This is a genomic window from Streptococcus sp. ALY_208, assembly GCF_058314295.1.
Window position 1 is genome coordinate 120,434 of record NZ_JBZFUI010000002.1, and the last position, 17,586, is coordinate 138,019.

The window sequence follows — 17,586 nt, forward strand, 5'->3', positions numbered from 1 at the left end:
TCCTGTATGCTAACGCTTATTTCATGCGTGTCAGCATTGATTTAATACGTTTGAAGTCTCCTGAATGCACCATAGATGCTTTACGAAGATGACGACGTTGTTTTTTAGTTTTACCGTGGAAACGGTGAGATGTGTAGGCACGGAAGCGTTTCAAACCGCCTGAACCTGTACGTTTAAAACGTTTAGCTGATGCACGATGTGTTTTTTGTTTTGGCATTTTAAATTCTCCTTATGTCGTTTTCTTGGTATCCCTTACTTTTTCTTATCAGGGATTGGCGCCAATTGCATAAACATCTGACGACCATCCATCTTAGCACGTTGCTCAATGATAGCGATATCTTGAGTCGCTTCAGCAAAGTCGGCTAAAACCTTAGCTCCGATGTCCTTGTGAGTAATCATACGACCGCGGAAGCGGATAGAAACTTTGACCTTGTTGCCTTTTTCAAGAAATTTACGGCCATTGCGAAGTTTAGTCTCAAAATCACCCTTATCAATAACCGGACTGAGACGCACTTCTTTAATAGTAACAGTGCTTTGCTTTTTGCGCTGCTCCTTTTGTTTCTTTTGATACTCAAATTTGAACTTGCCATAGTCCATAATTTTTGCAACTGGTGGAGTTGCTTGTGGTTGAATCAAGACAAGGTCAACATTAGCTTCGTCAGCTGCTGCCTGTGCTTCAGACAGAGGCTTGATGCCTAACTGCTCCCCATCGAGTCCCACAAGGCGAACTTCCCGAACGCGAATTTCATCATTTATGAATAAATCTTTTTTTGCGATGATTTTCACCTCTTCATTTTTTGAGAAAAACGAAAGCGGACTTGACAAACCAAGCCCGCACTACATAATAGTTCATCTTTTTGAACTTTGACATGTAGAGCCAGACAACGTTAGTCGCAAGGCGAGAAGCTCTCACTTCTGCTTTTCTCATTGATGATAGTCTATCATAACTATCAGTTCATGTCAATTAATTTCTTTGCTTTTTCTGTAATAAAATCGACCACCCCATCAATACTTATACCAGTCGTATCAAAGGTAATGGCATCTTCTGCCGCCTTGAGAGGTGATACCTTACGATGACTATCTTTGTAGTCACGTTCTGCAATTTCTTTTTTTAGCTGTTCAAAATCAGTGGGAATCCCTTTTTCCTGATTTTCCTTGTAGCGACGTTCTGCACGTTCTTCGACAGAAGCAATTAGGAAAATTTTGAGCTCAGCATTCGGAAGGACTACCGTACCAATATCACGTCCATCCATGATAATCCCACCTTTTGCAGCAATTCTGCGCTGCTCGTCAACTAATCTTTCACGCACCTCAGGAAGGGCTGAGATAGCTGAAACGTGATTGGTCACATCATTTTGACGGATGGCTAACGTCACATCCTCATCGCCTAGCAATACTGTTTGACTGCCATCAGCTGCAACACCAAATGAAATTGGGTGGCGAGTAATCAAAGCTAGTAGGTCATCCACCTGATCCTCAGAAAGATCGTGAGTCATGGCTAAGTAAGTAGCACAACGGTACATAGCTCCTGTATCAAGGTAGGTGTAGCCTAAATTTTTAGCAATAATTTTTGCAACCGTACTTTTACCACTAGAAGCTGGGCCATCGATAGCAATTTTAATCTGTTTCATCTTATTTAACGACTACCTCATCTCCTGGCAAGGCAAACCAAGTACCATTTTGAACATGGTCTGGATTTAGAGCACGCAATTCCTCAACTGAAATCCCTGCCCGGGCAGCAATGGATGCTTCACCTTCACCTTCTTGAACCGTGATGGTTTCACCAGCTGCTTCTGACGATGACGTTGAAGACGATGATGAACTTGAAGATGAGGAACTACTTTTACTAGTAGAAGAAGGTTTTGAAGAAGACTCGGCACTTTCTTTAGTTTGACTAGATGATTTTTTTGATGACTTCTGGCTTGAGGAAGAGCTGGACTTGGCTGCCTGATAAAACTGACCGCTCTTGGAAGTCTGTGCTCCTCCCCCATTTGAGGTCCAAAATACAAAAAATAGGATCGTCACTACGATAAAGAAGAAAATGCTCAAGAGAATGGTTAAAATAGGAGTGCTGGCCATTCGATCTTTCTTCTGTCTATGACTTTTCTGCTTTTTAGATGACTTACTAGATCGTGTTTCATCCGTATCGTCATCTTGATCTGTTTCTTCTACAATTTCTTCATCATCAAGATCCTGCTCATCAACCTCATTGATACGTGTTTCCCATGGCTTTTTTGACATATGTTCCTCCCTTGTAAAATATATAAATCCGTACTAAAATAATACTATGAAAATTTCAATTATTCCAGAAAAGTGTATTGCTTGCGGTCTGTGTCAAACCTATTCTGACAGCTTTGATTATCACGATGACGGTATCGTCAAGTTTAGTCAAACGGATGCACTGACTGCTGATTTAGATGACTCTCAGGACAATAGGCTCGCTGTCAAGTCTTGTCCAACTAAAGCTCTCAGGATTGATTCCTAAGCGAGGGCTTTTCTTTTTTATCATTTTGATAGAGCTCAAAATAATCTAGAGTGTCTGAGTGGTCTAAAAGTTCTACTTCACCTCTAAAAGCTTCATCTAACACTAAATTGTCCAAAAAATATTTTTTAGGCCACTTTCTCATATAAAATCTTTTTTGGGAATCATTCTCAAAAACTAATGTCAATGACCCTTTCGTCACTTCGACACGGGCAATATCTGCGATATCAACCTCAAATGGGCTAAAAAAATTGAAAGAATTAATCCACAACTTATGATTCTCACTGATGACAAAATAGCGATGAAATCCCAAACCAACTAAAGTCATGATAAAAATGGCAAGCATCAATAGTCCAGATATGGATACATTAAGACGCTCATAGAACATTGACATGGCAATAAACACTGGGATAAAGGTGATGGACCAATAAATGATGGACCAGGTTAACTCCGGCTGCCAATGGTAGCGAACCTTTCCAAATAACTTAATCATAGGCCTCCTCCATTCTAAATTATTTTACCACAATCCTATACTTTTTCCCATGACAAATCCTACCTGAGTGAGAAATTTCTAGATACAAAAGACTGAGATAAACGTTCTCAGCCTTTTGTATTTCATCAATGTTATGGACCACCTTGTGGTGGGAAATGAGAGACAGTAGCTAAACTTACCTAGTAGCCTTGTACAACTCATTAGGTACTCTAGCAGTATCATATTTCCCAAGCCTTAAGGAGATCAGAGAGCCAGGAGCAGGAATCTTAAATAATTTCACTTTTTTCTGTCTTACTATCTGTTTATAGCTTATTTTCGGGCTGTCTCTAGCCTATTGCTTTAACTAAATCGACCAGTATAATCAATATTTTCGTCTAGATAATTCCCTAGTTTAGTAGACACACTCGTATACTGCCAAGCTGCAGCATCGGAATAGTAACTATACTCTTGAGCCTCTTTTTGGGATAAATAGGTATAGCCATTTACATAGTGGGCTATCCAAAGATTTTGCAGACCTAATGCAGAGGTGTTCAGACTACCGCCACGGCTATCCAACCAGCTGGCCATAGTGTAATAGGCTAGATTATTGAACCCCAAAGACTTTAGGGTTTGAGTCCACACTTGCGTATTGCCATTAACATCTGTTAGCATATCGTTGCTTTCCATGTCATTAACCATGAGCACATCTGTCCCCAGGCCTAATGAGCGAGCTGTGTTCGCAAAATAACTTGCCTCCGCCCTAGCCTGATCAGGATTAGAATACCGTGAGAAATGATAGGCTGACACCTTCATGCCAGCTGCCTTGGCATTTTGTATTTGGCTACTTGCATAAGGATTAATATAGCCTGTTCCTTCTGTTAATTTGACCACAACACCTGTGATACCTTGACCTTTTAGTTTATTGAAATCGGCAACAGAAATATCCCCATTGTGACTGCTAATATCAACAAAATAGCCTATTTTTTTCTCACTAGTGAGCTGGTATTGGCCTAGATTGTAACCCGTTTTGACTCCATCTACATCTGTTAGATAAGCATGAACATGATAATTTCCCTTGATAAAGTCATGTAACTTTTGATCGATAGTGAGACTTGCCTTGCCATTGACTACCGATGCCTGATACCATTTGAGATTGGCTTGATTTTTTTGAGACCAAGCGGCTACTTCTAGCTTGGCTAGCTTTTTGGAGCTTGATGTCTCTTTGATCGCAACAACGAGAGTACCAGCTTTTGGATTATGCTGGGTCACTTTTACAGAGGGCTTGGTTGGTTTTGGTGCTTTGCTAACCGTAAAGCCTGTGCTACCAATCAGCTTTGACTTTCCATTGTCTAAAGCAGAATTTCCATAAATGTGGGCGATATATTGTCCCTTTTCAAACTTGTGATTTTTAAGTAAAACTTCTGCTGAATAATTCCCTTTGCTATCCTTCTTGGCTGTATAGTAGGTCAACTCATCTTGCCCATTTTTCTTAGTCCAAACAGGGATCTTAACAGCTGTGATATAAGCTGGGAGGCTAGTGAGGGTTACCATATAACTAAAATCGGACTTGCGAGTTGCTTTAGCTTTAACATTGGGTTTAGCTATCGTTAGGCTGGTTTTTCCCAGACCTATCATTTTACCTGCTTGCTCTAAATAAGTGTGGACATTATATTTTCCATATCCGGAGTGTTCTTTATAAGGAGCTATGGCTTTTCCATTTTGGTCAGCTGAGTACCATTTGATGTCATCTTGTCCCTTGGTCTCAGACCAAACGGCATAACGTAATTGCTTCAGCTCTTTAATTCCCTTAGTTTGTGAGGCTATTTCGATACCTTTACTGCCCAGCTTGACTGTAGTCTTTGCTGTTGGTTTAGTCGCTTTAGTTTGTCCAGTATCTTTTGGCAACGATACGCTGATAGTTTGCGCCTGTCGGCCAAGCATTTTCCCCTTGATTAGAGAATATGTGTGGATATGATATTTCCCAGAATCCTTATGCTTACTTAGATCAATATAAGCAGCACCGGTCTTATCAGCTTGGTACCAGACCAGGTCGTCCTGACCTTTTCTATCTGACCAGAGGGCAAATTTAATCAATTCACCTTTGCTGATCTTTTTCTTGTATCGAAGGACTAGCTTTTGATTGTTTAGAGAAACATCAGTAAAGCTTGATTTATCTTTTGCCTTAGCGATAGTCGCTACACTGGCAGGCTTTGGAGCTGTTACAATCTTGCTCGTGCTAGCAGGATGAGAAAGATTGGTCTCTGGAAGAGAAAAGGTACTCTGTGTTGCCTTATGTTCAGTAGATTGGGGAGCTGACTGTGTTTTAGGAGTAGTTTCCGCCTCTACTGTCGCCCCTTCCTCTACTACTTGACTAGATTGAGGATTTTGGGGAACAGATGAGCTAGAAGAAGGCTCATCTGGAGTGGTCTGACTAGCAGCAGGATCTAACTCAGGAGTGCTTGCTTGATCTCTTTGTGCAACCTCTACTATCTGGCCTTCTGTCTGGCTACTTGGTTGTTCTTGAGCTTGAACCCTTGTGCCCGCCCCTAAAATAGCGACCGAGACTGCACTTGCAACAATCCAGTGTTTCTTCGCCTTGTACATTCGTTTTCTCATCATTATATACCTTTCCTCAGTATTGTAGATTAAAATTAGGATTAGTTTATCATACTGCCCGAAAATAGACAAAATCAAACGTCCTACACCTATTTATCCGTAAAAAAATAGAAAATTCTAAGGAATTTTCTATTTTTTATTGTCACTGTCTATTAGGCATTTGATTTTCCTAGCCTTGTAGACTTATTTTTTCTCATCTTCGTCCATGGATAGGACTGAAAGGAAGGCCTCTTGTGGCACCTCTACTGATCCGATGGCTTTCATGCGTTTCTTACCAGCCTTTTGTTTTTCTAAGAGTTTGCGTTTCCGAGAAACGTCACCACCATAACATTTGGCAAGGACGTTTTTGCGTAAGGCTTTAATATCAGACCGTGCTACGATCTTTTGGCCAATGGCTGCCTGAATAGGCACTTCAAATTGTTGACGTGGGATGATTTTCTTGAGTTTTTCAACGATAAGTTTTCCACGCTCATAGGCAAATTCACTGTGAACAATGAAGCTGAGCGCATCAACTTTCTCACCATTAAGGAGGATATCCATCTTAACCAGCTTGGAATTGCGGTACTCAGAGATTTCATAGTCAAAGCTGGCATAGCCACGGGTAGAGGATTTTAACTTATCAAAGAAATCAAAGACAATTTCAGCTAGAGGGATTTGGTAGATGACATTGACACGGTTATTATCAATATATTCCATCGTCACAAAATCACCACGCTTGCGCTGGCAAAGTTCCATGACTGAGCCAACAAACTCCTGTGGCACCATAATCTGTGCCTTAACAAAAGGCTCTTCAATACTGTCAACACGAGTAGGCTCAGGAAATTCTGATGGGTTGGAAACTTCTAATAGTTCTCCATCTGTCATATTGACATGGTAAACGACCGATGGCGCCGTCATGATCAAATCAATATTAAATTCTCGCTCCAGTCGCTCCTGGATAACATCCATGTGAAGAAGTCCTAAGAAGCCACAGCGAAAGCCAAAACCAAGGGCCTGAGAGGTCTCAGGTTCAAACTGAAGGCTAGCATCGTTGAGCTGAAGCTTTTCAAGTGCTTCACGTAGATCGTTGTACTTGTTTGACTCAATAGGGTAGAGCCCCGCAAAGACCATAGGATTCATCTGCTTGTAGCCGTGGAGCGGCTCAGCAGCTGGATTATCCGCCAGAGTAATAGTATCACCGACCCGTGTATCTGCTACCGTCTTAATCGAGGCTGCGATGTAGCCTACATCGCCAGTCGCAAGGTAGTCACGACTGACAGCCTTAGGGGTGAAAATACCAACCTCGGTCACATCAAAGGTCTTGCCATTACTCATGAGCTGTATCTTATCACCTGGTTTAACGATTCCATTTTGAATACGGATCTGGAGGATGACACCACGGTAGGCATCGTAAACGGAATCAAAAATGAGGGCTTGTAGGGGGGCTTCAACATCTCCTGTCGGAGCAGGAACCTGCTCAACAACTTGCTCAAGAATCTCTTCAATACCGATACCAGCCTTGGCAGAGGCCAGCACAGCCTCACTAGCATCTAGCCCAATGACATCTTCGATTTCCTGGCGAACACGCTCTGGGTCTGCCGCAGGTAAGTCAATCTTATTGATGACGGGGAGGATTTCCAAATCGTTATCCAGAGCCAAGTAAACATTGGCTAAGGTCTGCGCTTCGATCCCTTGAGCTGCATCGACCACTAAGACTGCCCCTTCGCAAGCAGCCAGAGAACGGGACACTTCATAGGTGAAGTCTACATGCCCTGGTGTATCGATCAGGTGAAAGATGTAAGTCTCTCCGTCTTTTGCCGTGTAATTGAGCTGAACAGCATTGAGCTTGATAGTAATCCCACGCTCTCGCTCTAGATCCATGCTATCAAGAAGCTGAGCCTGCATCTCACGGTCTGACACTGTTTCGGTTTTTTCTAAGATACGGTCAGCCAAAGTTGACTTCCCGTGATCAATATGGGCAATGATGGAGAAGTTACGAATTTTCTCTTGGCGTCTTTTTAGTTCTTGAATGTCCATAGTTTTTCCTTTAAATCAGATTCTTAGTAAGACTATTATAGCAAAAAATCCACCTATCACCAAAGTGGATTTCAAGTAACAAAAGCTACTACACTATAGGGATACCGAGAATCAATCATGAATAATACGCCTATGATAACAGATAAAATTAAACAACTGCCTGTGGACTGTCTGCTAAAAAGCTCAATCTTCTTTCACGGTCATGGAGCTAATCTTAACATCACCCCAGTTTTTTTCCGAAAAATGACTTTTACTGTCTTTTGCACCTATCCATGATCGGATAACCGTACGCCCTAGAATATCTCCAGTCTGCCTTTGAAAGTCTTTTACTGTCAGTCCTTTGTCTGTAAGTGCTTGTTGAAAGTCGCTCTTTGTACCACCATCCATTATCGTAAGAGTCTGTGATAAGGTTTTAGTATTTTTGAAATACTCAAAAATAATCTTTGTTTCCAATTTGTCGGTTAGCTGGTAATAGTAATAGATAAATATTGGCTCTTTTTTGGATACTTTACTTATTCTTACTCCTAAATTATTAATCTTTCTTGGAATTTTCTTATTCTCTCCATTTTTATTATCTGATACATAAAAATACTCATCATCCGGTTTATCCTGCATAGTATAAAATTGATTAGAAATATCTTCCCCTCCAATATTCTTAGCAAATTTAGAATTTGTATTTTTCCTTAACCCTTGAGACATCTCATCAAAGACATTGTCATAATGCCTCAAATCAATACGCTGTGAAGCATCTAAATTAACATAAACCGTCATACCAATAAACGTAATAACAAACAGAAAGGGGAAGATTATCCTAAAAATCTTTCTCATCTTCTACTTCTCCTTATCAGACTTATAGTCTTTATCGTTAGCATAGTCCCTTAAGTTATTGTCCCCATTTTTAACACTTTCATTAAAATTATAAGAATCAGAGTAGTTTTCACGAAGATATCTAGCTTTCTCTTCATCGGTCCATTCAACGGTTTTGGGAGCGCTATTTCCATCACTAGGTATCATGGTTTCACCTGGGACAAGAGATTCATAAATGGTGTCTTCAACCATCTTCATACTTTCATTGTCCTTAAATTCCTCAGCACGATTAGTCTTACCAGAATCAATGTCGCTATAGTAGTCATTGCTGACCTCCATATAACTTTTCCCAGAGTCTTTCATTCTTTGAGCTGTATTCACCGCATCAAGATCTGCTCTGTAATCATCATTTCCTAGTGAGGGGGCTCTAAAAGCATCTTTAGTTGCATCTCCTCGCCACCCCGCATTTTGCTGAATAGTTTTATTAGGATTGTTAATGATAGAAGCCATAGTGATAGATTGATGGGCAAAGTCGGCATTGGTGTATTTTTGATTGTCTGTAAAGGAATTATATTTCTCTTTCCAAACTTTCTCGAACTCACTTTCTGATAGATTTGTACCATTAGCTTCATTATAAGCTTCTCTATAATCTTTTTTTGATTCTTCAGTTAAATTATCAAACTCATATTCTCTCTTATCAGGATTTCCATTTCCATCATCACCAGACATCTCATGCTGCAATCGGATATTATAATTCAGCTGTTTAGCTTCTTGTTTATTTAATCCTAATTGACTCAAAATTTCAATAATATCTGTTGTTCCAAAATCGCCCTTTAACGATCCCGCTGTAGCCTCCCAAGTTACACCACTATATCTAGTTCCTCCAAGAATCCTGAGAAACAGATAGTCAATCTCTTCCTGACTTTTATCAGGAAACTTCTCCTCCAGTCCTCTTCTGACTTGGATAATCTGGCGGGCTGTCGTGTCGTCAAAGCCATACTGTGCTTTGAGGTTCTCGACAAACTGCTTTTCCTCTGCCGACAGTGTCAGCTTGGCTGAGGCATTGTCCACAGAGGTGCTGACCAGCTGCATCCAGTCCCTGTTCTTAGGAATGATAAAGATACCAGTCTTGCTGTCCCAGGAGCTGTTGGCCTCCTTAAAGCCCTGCTCTAAGGCAGACGCCAACTCGTCCAGCCCGTCAAAAATCTGAGGAGACCGAGCATTAAAGGCTAGCAGCCTATCCAGCTTGTCCTGCAGTTGCGCTCGCCCCTCCCTAGCCGTCGCCAGACTATCCATCATCAAAGACAGCCGCTCGGCATGGCTCTTACCCACAGGATGAGCCCTCATCTCAGAGACAATCGCTTCACCCTCTGCAATAACCGCATCAAATTGGGCGATCTCCTCCTCTAGCTCCGACTGCTTGAGATCCTCTGAAGCCACCTCTGCCTCATAAGCATCAGGAAATGCCTGCATCTTTTCCTTGACCTGCTCTAGATATTGCCTCGCCAAACTTTTCAAAGGCATCACAACTGAAGAAACAAACTCACGGGCAGAATCATAAGCCTTGCCCTTGAGATCACTACCGCTGTCTATAAAAGCATTGGCAGCACGCTCCAGCTGATCCAAAGACTGCAAGCCCTGCTCTACCATACTAGCCACACTGGCAGCCTGTGCCCGGGACGCTCCTAAATACATATCAATACTCACCTATCTCCTCCTATAAGGCTTCTCTTTTCTCTTTGTCTAACTGGTCACGCTTGCGATCAAGACGGTATCCTTCCTCGTAATAGGCTTGTTTATCTGACTCTAGCCTATCATAAAGTCTAAATTTTTTCTGACTATAATCTTCCAAATTGAGCTGAAAAAAGCGGTAATGACTATCACTATTGTCTAACAAACCACCTAAATGCCGATGATAATCAAAACAGGCTTCCTCTTGAGCCTCTAATCTGATCTTCTGAGCAGAGAGGTTATAAGCAGCGTCATCGAGGGCTGCTTCCTCTTTTTTGATCTCTTGAAAACTGCGCTTCGCTTTATCTGAAGGACGACTATTCTGATTGGCGTCAGGCTGTCTCTGCTGCCTAGCTCGAACTGCCATTCGCCTATCCTGCTCATCAAAGGCTTTCAACATAGCCTGGTTCCAGCGATCCATCTCTTCCTTAGTTGGCAGTCTCATACCCGATGAATAATCAACCTGTTCAAACGATCTCATAAGCCCTCCATCATTGATGTCACAGCTCTTGCAGCTCCCTGATCGAAGGCTTCAAAATCTGACGCTACACTATGGATATTGCCACTCATCTGTGTGATCATTTGTGTCAGGTCATCAATAGAGGCAATAGCTTTTTCGACGACCTGATGGCCTTTTTCATTTCCAGCGACTGTCGTCTGTTCATCCAGACCGGGAGTTCCTAAACGCCCTGAGGAAAACTGAGCAAAAGCTGTTGCGTGTTCTTGAGCCAAGGACAGGACACTTTTTATCTCTGACATATTAATTCTCCTATTAACTTAACAATTTCTCTTACGTATAGCTTATCTAATGTTATAAACCTTTATGTTATCAGTAGTTACACCGTATAAGCTATTATTTTCATTTTATCATATACGGAATTTTTGTCCAGTCAATCTATCCTTTTATAGACTGTTAACTTTTCTTTTGAATCTATATCCTACTACGTAGTATCTTTTGGAGTGTAATAAATGGATTTAGATCAAAAAATTGCAAAGAAAATTTCTCAAATTCGCAGAGATTTAGGAATGACCCAAGAAGAGCTAGCTGAATATTCTGAGCTAGATGTTTCTTCTTATGCAAAAATCGAACGTGGTGAGCGTTCCAATATTAAAATAAATACTCTGGAAAAAATTTTAAATGGACTTAATCTTTTACCATCTGAATTTTTTAGTGAAATTGAGGAAGAGCACTCACACACTCATTTTTTCAGCAAACTTGAATTAGAATTTGAAGGCTTAAGTGACGAACAAAAACAAGTATATTTTGATATTTTCCAACAAATATTAAAGGCTCATCATAGATAAATGACTCCAACTAGATGGTTCATGTAATAGTTAACAAATAGCTAAACCCCTGCAACATTGCTCTCCATACTTTATAGCAATGATGCAGGGGTTTTGATGATAAAAAAGAAATCTAGATATTTTGCCCTACCAAAGGTCGGACAAAAGAAATATTAACTTTTCATACATATTCGTTTGTATAAAGAATATTATAAACTTAGAGCCTAATCATCTATCTGAATTTCGTATTAAAAATTATCCCTGAGGGAACCAGATTCTGATTTCTCGTTGGGCAGACTCTGGAGAGTCTGAGCCGTGGGCAATATTTTGAATTGCCTGATCGGGCTCAGCACCAAGAGCAAAATCACCACGAATCGTACCGGGAAGGGCTTTAGCAGGATCTGTAGCTCCAAGCATATCACGCCAAGCCTGAATAGCCCCAACACCAGTCAGGGTTCCTACGATGACAGGGCCGCTCATCATAAAATCCGAAATGGAAGCAAAGAAAGGCTTGTCGACCAAGGCTGAATAGTGCTGCTTTAAGATCTCAGGATCAATCAGACGATGCTCTAAGCGTGTGATACGAAAACCACGACGCTCAATGCGGTGCAAGACTTCACCAACCAGTCCACGCCTAAGGGCATCCGGCTTTAAGATAAAAAATGTTTCTTCCATGATAATCTCCTCTTTAAAAATCTTTCTTTCATTATAGCAATCTTTTCAGAAAATAGCAGTCCCTTTTCCTAACTGATTTCATCTTTTTTTAAGTAATTAAGGGACTTAGTCCCAACTAAAGAAAGGAAGCCAAATCTAAAGAGGTATAGATAAAAGCTCTGTCTATTTCCCAAATGAGCTTAATAACAGGTTATTCTAAGAAGAAAGCACGATTTTGATCAGATGATCTCTCTTTTTGATAGCGCTTGTAGCTTAATCTGGATAGGGCTAGTAAGGATAGCATGATCCCTTCATAACTCACAAAGAAGATGATGAAGGCATGCAGAAAAAAGGCTTCTGGTAGGACCCAGATAACGGGATCCGTATAGGGATTAAAGAGCCAGTTGCTAGCACCAGGAAAAAGTAACTGATGAAAGAGAGTAAAAAAGGCTTGGAATCCTATCAGGTAACCTAGAGCTCCAAGTACAAGAGGCAGAGCAATCAAGATCAGCCAAAGGCGTTTAAAAAGCCAGAGGGAACGAGAACGCCACTGCTGTCTTAGAAAATGGACAGCCGGCCAGAGCCCTAGTAGGAAGATGGCTTGGGCTAAATGAAAGAGGTGCTTGACATCTCTAAAATGGGCTAGAGCATCTTTAGAGGAAGGGAAATCTGGCATCCTAAGCTCGGTCATCCAAGGCAGGGTCAAATACTTCATGAGGTGATTGATATTGTAATAGAGCGTTTTATCGCTCATGTAGACCGTATCTGCAAGACCCAGCCAGTGATTCTCTAATGGGTAGATCGCCCAAGCTAGGTAAATCGTTTCCAAAATAGCAAGGCTAAGCAGCCAAAAAACTGTGATAATGGGTTCTACTTTTGCTTTCATCAAACTTTCCACTCATCTAAGCTCGATAAGACATGGCTGGGCTGTACAGGCAGATCAGCCACTTCTTCAGCCTTGGTAAAGCCTGTGGTTACTAAGATGGTTGCTAGATCATTTTTTATCCCTGCCATGATATCGGTCATATAGTTGTCACCGACCATAACAGCTTGATTTCGGGCAACACCTAAACGCTCTAAGGCCTTATTGATAATAACAGCTTCTGGCTTACCGATGATGACCGGTTTGACCCTTGTCGCTGCTTCAATCAGTGCTAATAGAGAGCCCGCTCCTGGTAGCTGACCACGCTCTGTAGGGATATTTAGATCAGGATTAGTCCCAATAAAAAGGGCTCCACGCTGAATAGCTAGGGTAGCGATGGTTAATTTTTCATAAGTGATTTCACGGTCTAAACCAACAACAACATAGGCAGGATTTTCCGTGTCTTCCCTATAACCCGCTTGAGTGATGGCTGACTTCAGACCGACTTCCCCGATGACATAGGCCGTCTTACCACGCGCCATATCATTCATATAATCCACTGTCGCTAGGGTAGCTGTATAAATCGTCTCTAGCGGTGTTTCTACATGAAACTGCTGCGCCAGCATATCCTGTACCATCTCAGGTGTTCGCATGGTATTATTGGTCACCAGCATGTAGGGAATTTGCTCTTTTTGCAGCCTAGCAATAAAGCGCTCTCCAGCAGGGATACGCTCCTTGCCACGGTAAATAGTCCCATCTAAATCAATCAAATAGCCTTGGTAGGTCATTGTCTCACCTTTCTTTTTAGTCTTTCTCTCGCCATTCAATCACAGCTTGAGCATGCAGACCGTCACTGGTACGGATTTCGTGTTTGGTCTTTAGGTCTGTCTGCTCGACTGCTGATAAAATATCGCTGCCGTAATGGATTTCTTTGACATACTTAAGATGGACAGCTTTAGGGACATGGTGTTTAAGAAAGTCCACATCCAGCGCTTCGTACATCCACTCTAAGTACTTGCTGTTGTTGACATGGCCATTCATGTCTAAGTCTAGGTAGCGCACATGAAAAAGGGTCTCATCTGCTTGATCTAGCTTACTGTACTTGGGACCACGGATGATCTTTTTAATCTTCTGTGAACCATAGGGTGCAACGATCTCATCTTTGACCGATACGACCTTGCGAGTATCGTAATCCATTAGAACAAAGGTCGATGCAATCTCGATGATCTTCTGGCCATCTTCTCCATAGATATAAAAATTTCGGTAGCAAAAGAGTTTGTTATAGGCGATGGCTTCTGTCTCTACTGTGATAGTCTCCGCATAGCGAGGCAGACGCTCAATATCTAGCTGGTAATCTGTAATAACCCAAACCAGGTTGAATTGTTCCAGTAGCCAATCATCTGTATTACCCAAGCTTTCGGACTGCAAGCCAGAAACCTGTAAGGCATAGGACAGCAGGTGGGGCAATTTAACCTGATGGTTGACATCACTTTCAAAAAATGGAATTTGATAATCTACTTTAAATTTTTTTCCCATAATGCTCACTCATTCATCATCTAGTATAAAGGCTTCTGCGACAGTATCTCCTAAAAAGAGGCCTCTCTTGGTCATGCGTAAGCGATCTCCAGTCACTTGCAAAAGGCCATCTCTAATCAAGTCTTCTACAATCTGTCCGTAGCGCTTCTGGAAATTTTCCTGAAATTTCTCTTCAAATCTTGAGATGGATAGACCAGATTTTTTGCGCAGGCCCAGAAAAAACTCCTCCTCCATCATTTCGGCTTTGCTTAGAATCTCCTCGTGCAAACGAGAATGTCCTTCTTCTGCGATAGCCTTGAGGTAATGCTGGATAGGCCCGCGGTTGCGATAGCGAACGCCGTTTAAATACCCCGATGCTCCTGCACCGACACCGTAATACTCCACGTTATCCCAGTAGACAAGATTGTGGCGACTCTCATAGCCAGGCTTGGAGAAGTTAGAAATCTCATAATGCTCAAATCCATTTTTCTCCAACTCATCGATAATGTAGTGGAACATATCTGCCTCCAAATCCTCCGTCGGAAGATTGAGACGGCCACGACGCATCTTGTTCATAAAGACTGTGTGGTTTTCCAAAATGAGACTATAGAGGCTCATATGGGGAATCTCTAAAGATAGGGCTTTTTCTACATTCGTTTTGACCTGCTCCATGGTCTGACCGGGCAGGGCATAGATCAGATCGATTGAGATATTGTCGAAGCCTGCAGCCTTGAGATCACGTATAGTCGTGTAGATCTGCGCTTCATTATGACTGCGGCCGATACGCTTGAGCTCTTTATCATCAAAGGTCTGTACACCGAGGGAAACTCGATTGACCGCTGACTTTTCAAGAACAGCAATCTTATCAGGTGTCAAATCACCCGGGTTGGCTTCGATGGTAAACTCCTCGAGCTGCTCTAAATCGAGCTCATTTTCCAAATGAGTCAGGAGATAATCCAGCTGGTCAGCTGCGATGGCAGTCGGAGTACCACCGCCGATATATAAGGTCCGAAGGTTATGGATGTCATAGCTCTTATACTCTTCGATCAAGCTAGCCAGGTAATCGTCGACAGGTTGATTCTTGATGAAGACCTTGGAAAAATCGCAATAATAGCAAATTTGTGTGCAAAAAGGAATGTGCACATAGGCAGATGTTGGTTTGTTTGACATAGGATTATTATAGCACTTTCACAGATGGAGTTTAAGGGAAAAGGGAAGCAAAGTTCCCCTACTTGATAACAAAATTAAGATTTGTTAATAGGAAGCGTAAAATAGCCTATAAAGGAGACTCTCCTGATCATTCTATTTTTCTAATTGTTTTCTTATCAGATAAAAAGAGCCTGGACAAAAGTCCAGACTTGTGAATATTATTCTAAATTTACCAGATTAACGCAGTGGTTGGGAGTAAAACTCGCTGGCTTTCCGGCTTAGTCTTGCCCCTGCACAGTTATTAGGTGCTTTAGCACCAATGAACCACTGGATCTTTGGCAGTCTGCGGATAGATTGCCAAAGCATTCCACTTAAAAATAGAAAAGCGAGGTAAATCAAAACCGTGATTTTCTCACGGTTTACTGATTGAGTCCCACTAATATTATTGCCAAGGAGTCTCCGAAAATTCTGGAGCTTGTGAGGCTGGTTCAGGTGAGGCTTGTGAAACATTTGTTGCCTGAGCTGGATTAGAGTAAACTGGCTGCTGGGGCTGTCCTGGATTAGCAAATCCTTGCTGCGGTGCTTGCCCTGGAGCAACACCAGGTTGACCTGGCATAGGCGCTCCTGGATAAGGATAGCCTGGGTACTGACCATAGGTTGGATACTTTGATGGCATACAGTATAAGACCAAAAGGACTATAGATCCAATGTAATTCACATATGGAATAACTTCCAAGAATATGAATGCCCAGTGATAACCAGCATCACGAAGGCGACGAACTTGGATAGCAATATTTGGAATAAAAGTGGCAAATATGTAAATGAGGTATAAAAGACCAGTAATCAACATCCAAGATAATGCAGTGGTACTAGGTGAACCTAGTCCAGACTCTGATCCCAGTCCAGAAAACAATAAACCAGGTATAAATATTAACACAACGAATAGAATGTGGATAATAACATTAGCAAGTACAACCCACCAGTAATCCGAGCGGCTTGAACGTCCTGTGAAGTCAGCATAGTTTCTCCAAAATTTTTTATAAGCTTCGATCATTTTAAAATTCCTTTGTCAAATTATTATTAATATAAGAGCGATCAGCCAAGGTAAGGGCTAAGCACTATTATGCTTGCGGTGGCTGAGATGGGGGAACAGGGGCGCCTTGTCCTTGTGCACCAGGCATTTGAGTCGGAGCTGGCTGTTGCCCTTGCTGAGGTGGGTAGGACTGAGGCATTCCCTGATTAAACGGTGGATATGGTGGCTGAGTCCTTCCTTGATCAGGATAGACTTGCTGTTGAGGTTGCCCTGGATTGGTAAAGCCTGCTTGTCCTTGTGCTTCTGGCGGTACTGGCGCACCTGCTTGATTAGGATAAGGCATTTGTGGGGCTGGACCGGCTGGATAGCCTCCCGGATAAGGGCCTGGCCCATACATTCCTTGAGCATAAGGTGGGATAACAGGTTGAGGCGGATTAATCAAATTACCGTCTTCATCCTTTGAAGGTTGGCAGCAAAGAATGATCATGATGAGATTCGTCAGAAAGGCAAAGAACCACAGCGAGAAACGAAAGATCCCTGTCTGGATACCGATTTCCGTCCCATCAAAAGGTGCCAGCTTGCTAGTGGAGACGGCTAGGACAATCCCAAAAATATTGTAAATAATGAGCAGCAAAGTCGGCATAGCGGTGATCACAATCAATCCCCACTCCAGATGGGCATCGCGCAAACGTCTAGCGGTTAAGGCAAAATAAGGCCAGAAGTTCACCAGAACCCAGATCAATAAGACAATACGGCTAAAGATGGTGATAGAAAAGTCACTGCCCCCAGCATCACCTGACATGGCTGACATCACCTTGACCAACTGGATCAAAAAGAGCCAGGATACCCAAACCAAGGCGTTAAACATGATGACATACCAGTACTGCTTTCGATCTGATTTTCCTTTAAAATTAGAAAAGTTTTGCCAATAATCTTTATAGGCACTAAACATAATAAATCTCCTC

The 17,586-nt window shown here is 42.0% G+C and carries 21 protein-coding genes and 1 other annotated feature; of the genes, 2 read left to right on the top strand and 19 right to left on the bottom strand.

The genetic code is table 11. From position 1 onward, the window contains the following. Positions 1 to 16 precede the first annotated feature (16 nt). The 5 genes from rpmI to AC4HAI_RS02905 all read right to left on the bottom strand — a co-directional run bounded on the left by rpmI (position 17) and on the right by AC4HAI_RS02905 (position 2,241). Positions 17 to 217 carry a 50S ribosomal protein L35 gene (rpmI, locus tag AC4HAI_RS02885; protein WP_075346980.1) on the bottom strand — a complete coding sequence of 67 codons (201 nt, stop codon included), beginning with the start codon at positions 215 to 217 and terminating at the stop codon, positions 17 to 19. A gap of 35 nt (positions 218 to 252) precedes the next feature. Further along, entirely contained in the window at positions 253 to 786 is a 534-nt protein-coding gene (infC, locus tag AC4HAI_RS02890) for a translation initiation factor IF-3 (protein WP_491079712.1), read from the bottom strand. A gap of 4 nt (positions 787 to 790) precedes the next feature. Further along, positions 791 to 928 carry a hypothetical protein gene (locus tag AC4HAI_RS02895; RefSeq protein ID WP_491079713.1) on the bottom strand — a complete coding sequence of 46 codons (138 nt, stop codon included), beginning with the start codon at positions 926 to 928 and terminating at the stop codon, positions 791 to 793. After that, positions 799 to 927: a sequence feature (ribosomal protein L20 leader region), on the bottom strand. It overlaps the preceding gene by 129 nt. A gap of 22 nt (positions 929 to 950) precedes the next feature. Continuing rightward, entirely contained in the window at positions 951 to 1,631 is a 681-nt protein-coding gene (gene cmk, locus AC4HAI_RS02900) for a (d)CMP kinase (protein ID WP_491110370.1), read from the bottom strand. Position 1,632: 1 nt separating this feature from the next. Further along, positions 1,633 to 2,241, bottom strand: coding sequence for an SAG1386/EF1546 family surface-associated protein (locus tag AC4HAI_RS02905; RefSeq protein WP_491079444.1), 609 nt, complete (start codon positions 2,239 to 2,241; stop codon positions 1,633 to 1,635). 46 nt (positions 2,242 to 2,287) lie between these two features. Here AC4HAI_RS02905 and AC4HAI_RS02910 point away from each other — a divergent pair, with 46 nt between their 5' ends. Then, positions 2,288 to 2,485, top strand: a complete 198-nt coding sequence (locus AC4HAI_RS02910; RefSeq protein ID WP_491079445.1) for a ferredoxin — start codon at positions 2,288 to 2,290, stop codon at positions 2,483 to 2,485. Here the strand turns inward: AC4HAI_RS02910 and AC4HAI_RS02915 are convergent. The 7 genes from AC4HAI_RS02915 to AC4HAI_RS02945 form a co-directional block, all read right to left on the bottom strand. Beyond that, entirely contained in the window at positions 2,469 to 2,975 is a 507-nt protein-coding gene (locus AC4HAI_RS02915; protein WP_491110372.1) for an EbsA family protein, read from the bottom strand. The two genes, AC4HAI_RS02910 and AC4HAI_RS02915, sit on opposite strands and share 17 nt — an antisense overlap. Before the next feature lie 339 nt (positions 2,976 to 3,314). Beyond that, complete coding sequence (locus AC4HAI_RS02920) at positions 3,315 to 5,573, bottom strand: GBS Bsp-like repeat-containing protein (protein ID WP_491110374.1); 2,259 nt, start codon at positions 5,571 to 5,573, stop codon at positions 3,315 to 3,317. 180 nt (positions 5,574 to 5,753) lie between these two features. Further along, positions 5,754 to 7,586: a translation elongation factor 4 gene (gene lepA / locus AC4HAI_RS02925; protein ID WP_491110376.1), complete on the bottom strand. Its 1,833-nt coding sequence runs from the start codon at positions 7,584 to 7,586 to the stop codon at positions 5,754 to 5,756. Between the two features lie 183 nt (positions 7,587 to 7,769). Further along, positions 7,770 to 8,414 carry a TipC family immunity protein gene (locus tag AC4HAI_RS02930; protein WP_491110377.1) on the bottom strand — a complete coding sequence of 215 codons (645 nt, stop codon included), beginning with the start codon at positions 8,412 to 8,414 and terminating at the stop codon, positions 7,770 to 7,772. Positions 8,415 to 8,417: 3 nt separating this feature from the next. Continuing rightward, on the bottom strand, positions 8,418 to 10,100 hold the full coding sequence (locus AC4HAI_RS02935) for a T7SS effector LXG polymorphic toxin (protein WP_491110379.1): 1,683 nt from the start codon (positions 10,098 to 10,100) through the stop codon (positions 8,418 to 8,420). 10 nt (positions 10,101 to 10,110) lie between these two features. Further along, positions 10,111 to 10,605: a hypothetical protein gene (locus AC4HAI_RS02940; protein ID WP_491110380.1), complete on the bottom strand. Its 495-nt coding sequence runs from the start codon at positions 10,603 to 10,605 to the stop codon at positions 10,111 to 10,113. Further along, positions 10,602 to 10,883 carry a TIGR04197 family type VII secretion effector gene (locus AC4HAI_RS02945; RefSeq protein ID WP_491110382.1) on the bottom strand — a complete coding sequence of 94 codons (282 nt, stop codon included), beginning with the start codon at positions 10,881 to 10,883 and terminating at the stop codon, positions 10,602 to 10,604. Before AC4HAI_RS02945 ends, AC4HAI_RS02940 begins: the two co-directional genes overlap by 4 nt. 210 nt (positions 10,884 to 11,093) lie before the next feature. On the opposite strand from AC4HAI_RS02945, the gene AC4HAI_RS02950 reads away from it, so the two are divergent. Next, positions 11,094 to 11,429: a helix-turn-helix domain-containing protein gene (locus AC4HAI_RS02950; RefSeq protein WP_491110383.1), complete on the top strand. Its 336-nt coding sequence runs from the start codon at positions 11,094 to 11,096 to the stop codon at positions 11,427 to 11,429. Positions 11,430 to 11,663: 234 nt separating this feature from the next. Here AC4HAI_RS02950 and ndk read toward each other — a convergent pair whose 3' ends face one another. The 7 genes from ndk to AC4HAI_RS02985 form a co-directional block, all read right to left on the bottom strand. Continuing rightward, on the bottom strand, positions 11,664 to 12,083 hold the full coding sequence (ndk, locus tag AC4HAI_RS02955; protein WP_491110385.1) for a nucleoside-diphosphate kinase: 420 nt from the start codon (positions 12,081 to 12,083) through the stop codon (positions 11,664 to 11,666). Positions 12,084 to 12,273: 190 nt separating this feature from the next. Continuing rightward, a complete protein-coding gene (locus AC4HAI_RS02960; RefSeq protein ID WP_491079450.1) occupies positions 12,274 to 12,948 on the bottom strand; it encodes a TIGR01906 family membrane protein in 675 nt (224 codons plus the stop codon). Further along, the gene (locus AC4HAI_RS02965) at positions 12,948 to 13,712 is read right to left on the bottom strand and encodes a TIGR01457 family HAD-type hydrolase (protein WP_491079451.1); all 765 of its coding nucleotides are present in this window, start codon (positions 13,710 to 13,712) and stop codon (positions 12,948 to 12,950) included. The genes AC4HAI_RS02960 and AC4HAI_RS02965 overlap by 1 nt, the downstream gene beginning before the upstream one ends. Before the next feature lie 16 nt (positions 13,713 to 13,728). After that, the gene (locus tag AC4HAI_RS02970; protein ID WP_491110387.1) at positions 13,729 to 14,460 is read right to left on the bottom strand and encodes an acyl-ACP thioesterase domain-containing protein; all 732 of its coding nucleotides are present in this window, start codon (positions 14,458 to 14,460) and stop codon (positions 13,729 to 13,731) included. Positions 14,461 to 14,469: 9 nt separating this feature from the next. Beyond that, entirely contained in the window at positions 14,470 to 15,609 is a 1,140-nt protein-coding gene (gene hemW / locus AC4HAI_RS02975; protein WP_491110389.1) for a radical SAM family heme chaperone HemW, read from the bottom strand. Positions 15,610 to 16,030: 421 nt separating this feature from the next. After that, positions 16,031 to 16,642, bottom strand: coding sequence for a DUF805 domain-containing protein (locus AC4HAI_RS02980; protein ID WP_491110391.1), 612 nt, complete (start codon positions 16,640 to 16,642; stop codon positions 16,031 to 16,033). A 67-nt stretch (positions 16,643 to 16,709) separates the two neighbouring features. Next, complete coding sequence (locus tag AC4HAI_RS02985; RefSeq protein WP_491110392.1) at positions 16,710 to 17,573, bottom strand: DUF805 domain-containing protein; 864 nt, start codon at positions 17,571 to 17,573, stop codon at positions 16,710 to 16,712. Between the last annotated feature and the right edge of the window lie 13 nt (positions 17,574 to 17,586).

Bases quoted from the DNA above. Each gene is read 5' to 3' on its own strand.
- rpmI (WP_075346980.1), bottom strand. From the start codon at position 217: ATGCCAAAACAAAAAACACATCGTGCATCAGCTAAACGTTTTAAACGT.
- AC4HAI_RS02895 (WP_491079713.1), bottom strand. From the start codon at position 928: ATGAGAAAAGCAGAAGTGAGAGCTTCTCGCCTTGCGACTAACGTTGTC.
- cmk (WP_491110370.1), bottom strand. From the start codon at position 1,631: ATGAAACAGATTAAAATTGCTATCGATGGCCCAGCTTCTAGTGGTAAA.
- AC4HAI_RS02905 (WP_491079444.1), bottom strand. From the start codon at position 2,241: ATGTCAAAAAAGCCATGGGAAACACGTATCAATGAGGTTGATGAGCAG.
- AC4HAI_RS02910 (WP_491079445.1), top strand. From the start codon at position 2,288: ATGAAAATTTCAATTATTCCAGAAAAGTGTATTGCTTGCGGTCTGTGT.
- AC4HAI_RS02915 (WP_491110372.1), bottom strand. From the start codon at position 2,975: ATGATTAAGTTATTTGGAAAGGTTCGCTACCATTGGCAGCCGGAGTTA.
- AC4HAI_RS02920 (WP_491110374.1), bottom strand. From the start codon at position 5,573: ATGATGAGAAAACGAATGTACAAGGCGAAGAAACACTGGATTGTTGCA.
- lepA (WP_491110376.1), bottom strand. From the start codon at position 7,586: ATGGACATTCAAGAACTAAAAAGACGCCAAGAGAAAATTCGTAACTTC.
- AC4HAI_RS02930 (WP_491110377.1), bottom strand. From the start codon at position 8,414: ATGAGAAAGATTTTTAGGATAATCTTCCCCTTTCTGTTTGTTATTACG.
- AC4HAI_RS02940 (WP_491110380.1), bottom strand. From the start codon at position 10,605: ATGAGATCGTTTGAACAGGTTGATTATTCATCGGGTATGAGACTGCCA.
- AC4HAI_RS02945 (WP_491110382.1), bottom strand. From the start codon at position 10,883: ATGTCAGAGATAAAAAGTGTCCTGTCCTTGGCTCAAGAACACGCAACA.
- AC4HAI_RS02950 (WP_491110383.1), top strand. From the start codon at position 11,094: ATGGATTTAGATCAAAAAATTGCAAAGAAAATTTCTCAAATTCGCAGA.
- ndk (WP_491110385.1), bottom strand. From the start codon at position 12,083: ATGGAAGAAACATTTTTTATCTTAAAGCCGGATGCCCTTAGGCGTGGA.
- AC4HAI_RS02960 (WP_491079450.1), bottom strand. From the start codon at position 12,948: ATGAAAGCAAAAGTAGAACCCATTATCACAGTTTTTTGGCTGCTTAGC.
- AC4HAI_RS02965 (WP_491079451.1), bottom strand. From the start codon at position 13,712: ATGACCTACCAAGGCTATTTGATTGATTTAGATGGGACTATTTACCGT.
- AC4HAI_RS02970 (WP_491110387.1), bottom strand. From the start codon at position 14,460: ATGGGAAAAAAATTTAAAGTAGATTATCAAATTCCATTTTTTGAAAGT.
- hemW (WP_491110389.1), bottom strand. From the start codon at position 15,609: ATGTCAAACAAACCAACATCTGCCTATGTGCACATTCCTTTTTGCACA.
- AC4HAI_RS02980 (WP_491110391.1), bottom strand. From the start codon at position 16,642: ATGATCGAAGCTTATAAAAAATTTTGGAGAAACTATGCTGACTTCACA.
- AC4HAI_RS02985 (WP_491110392.1), bottom strand. From the start codon at position 17,573: ATGTTTAGTGCCTATAAAGATTATTGGCAAAACTTTTCTAATTTTAAA.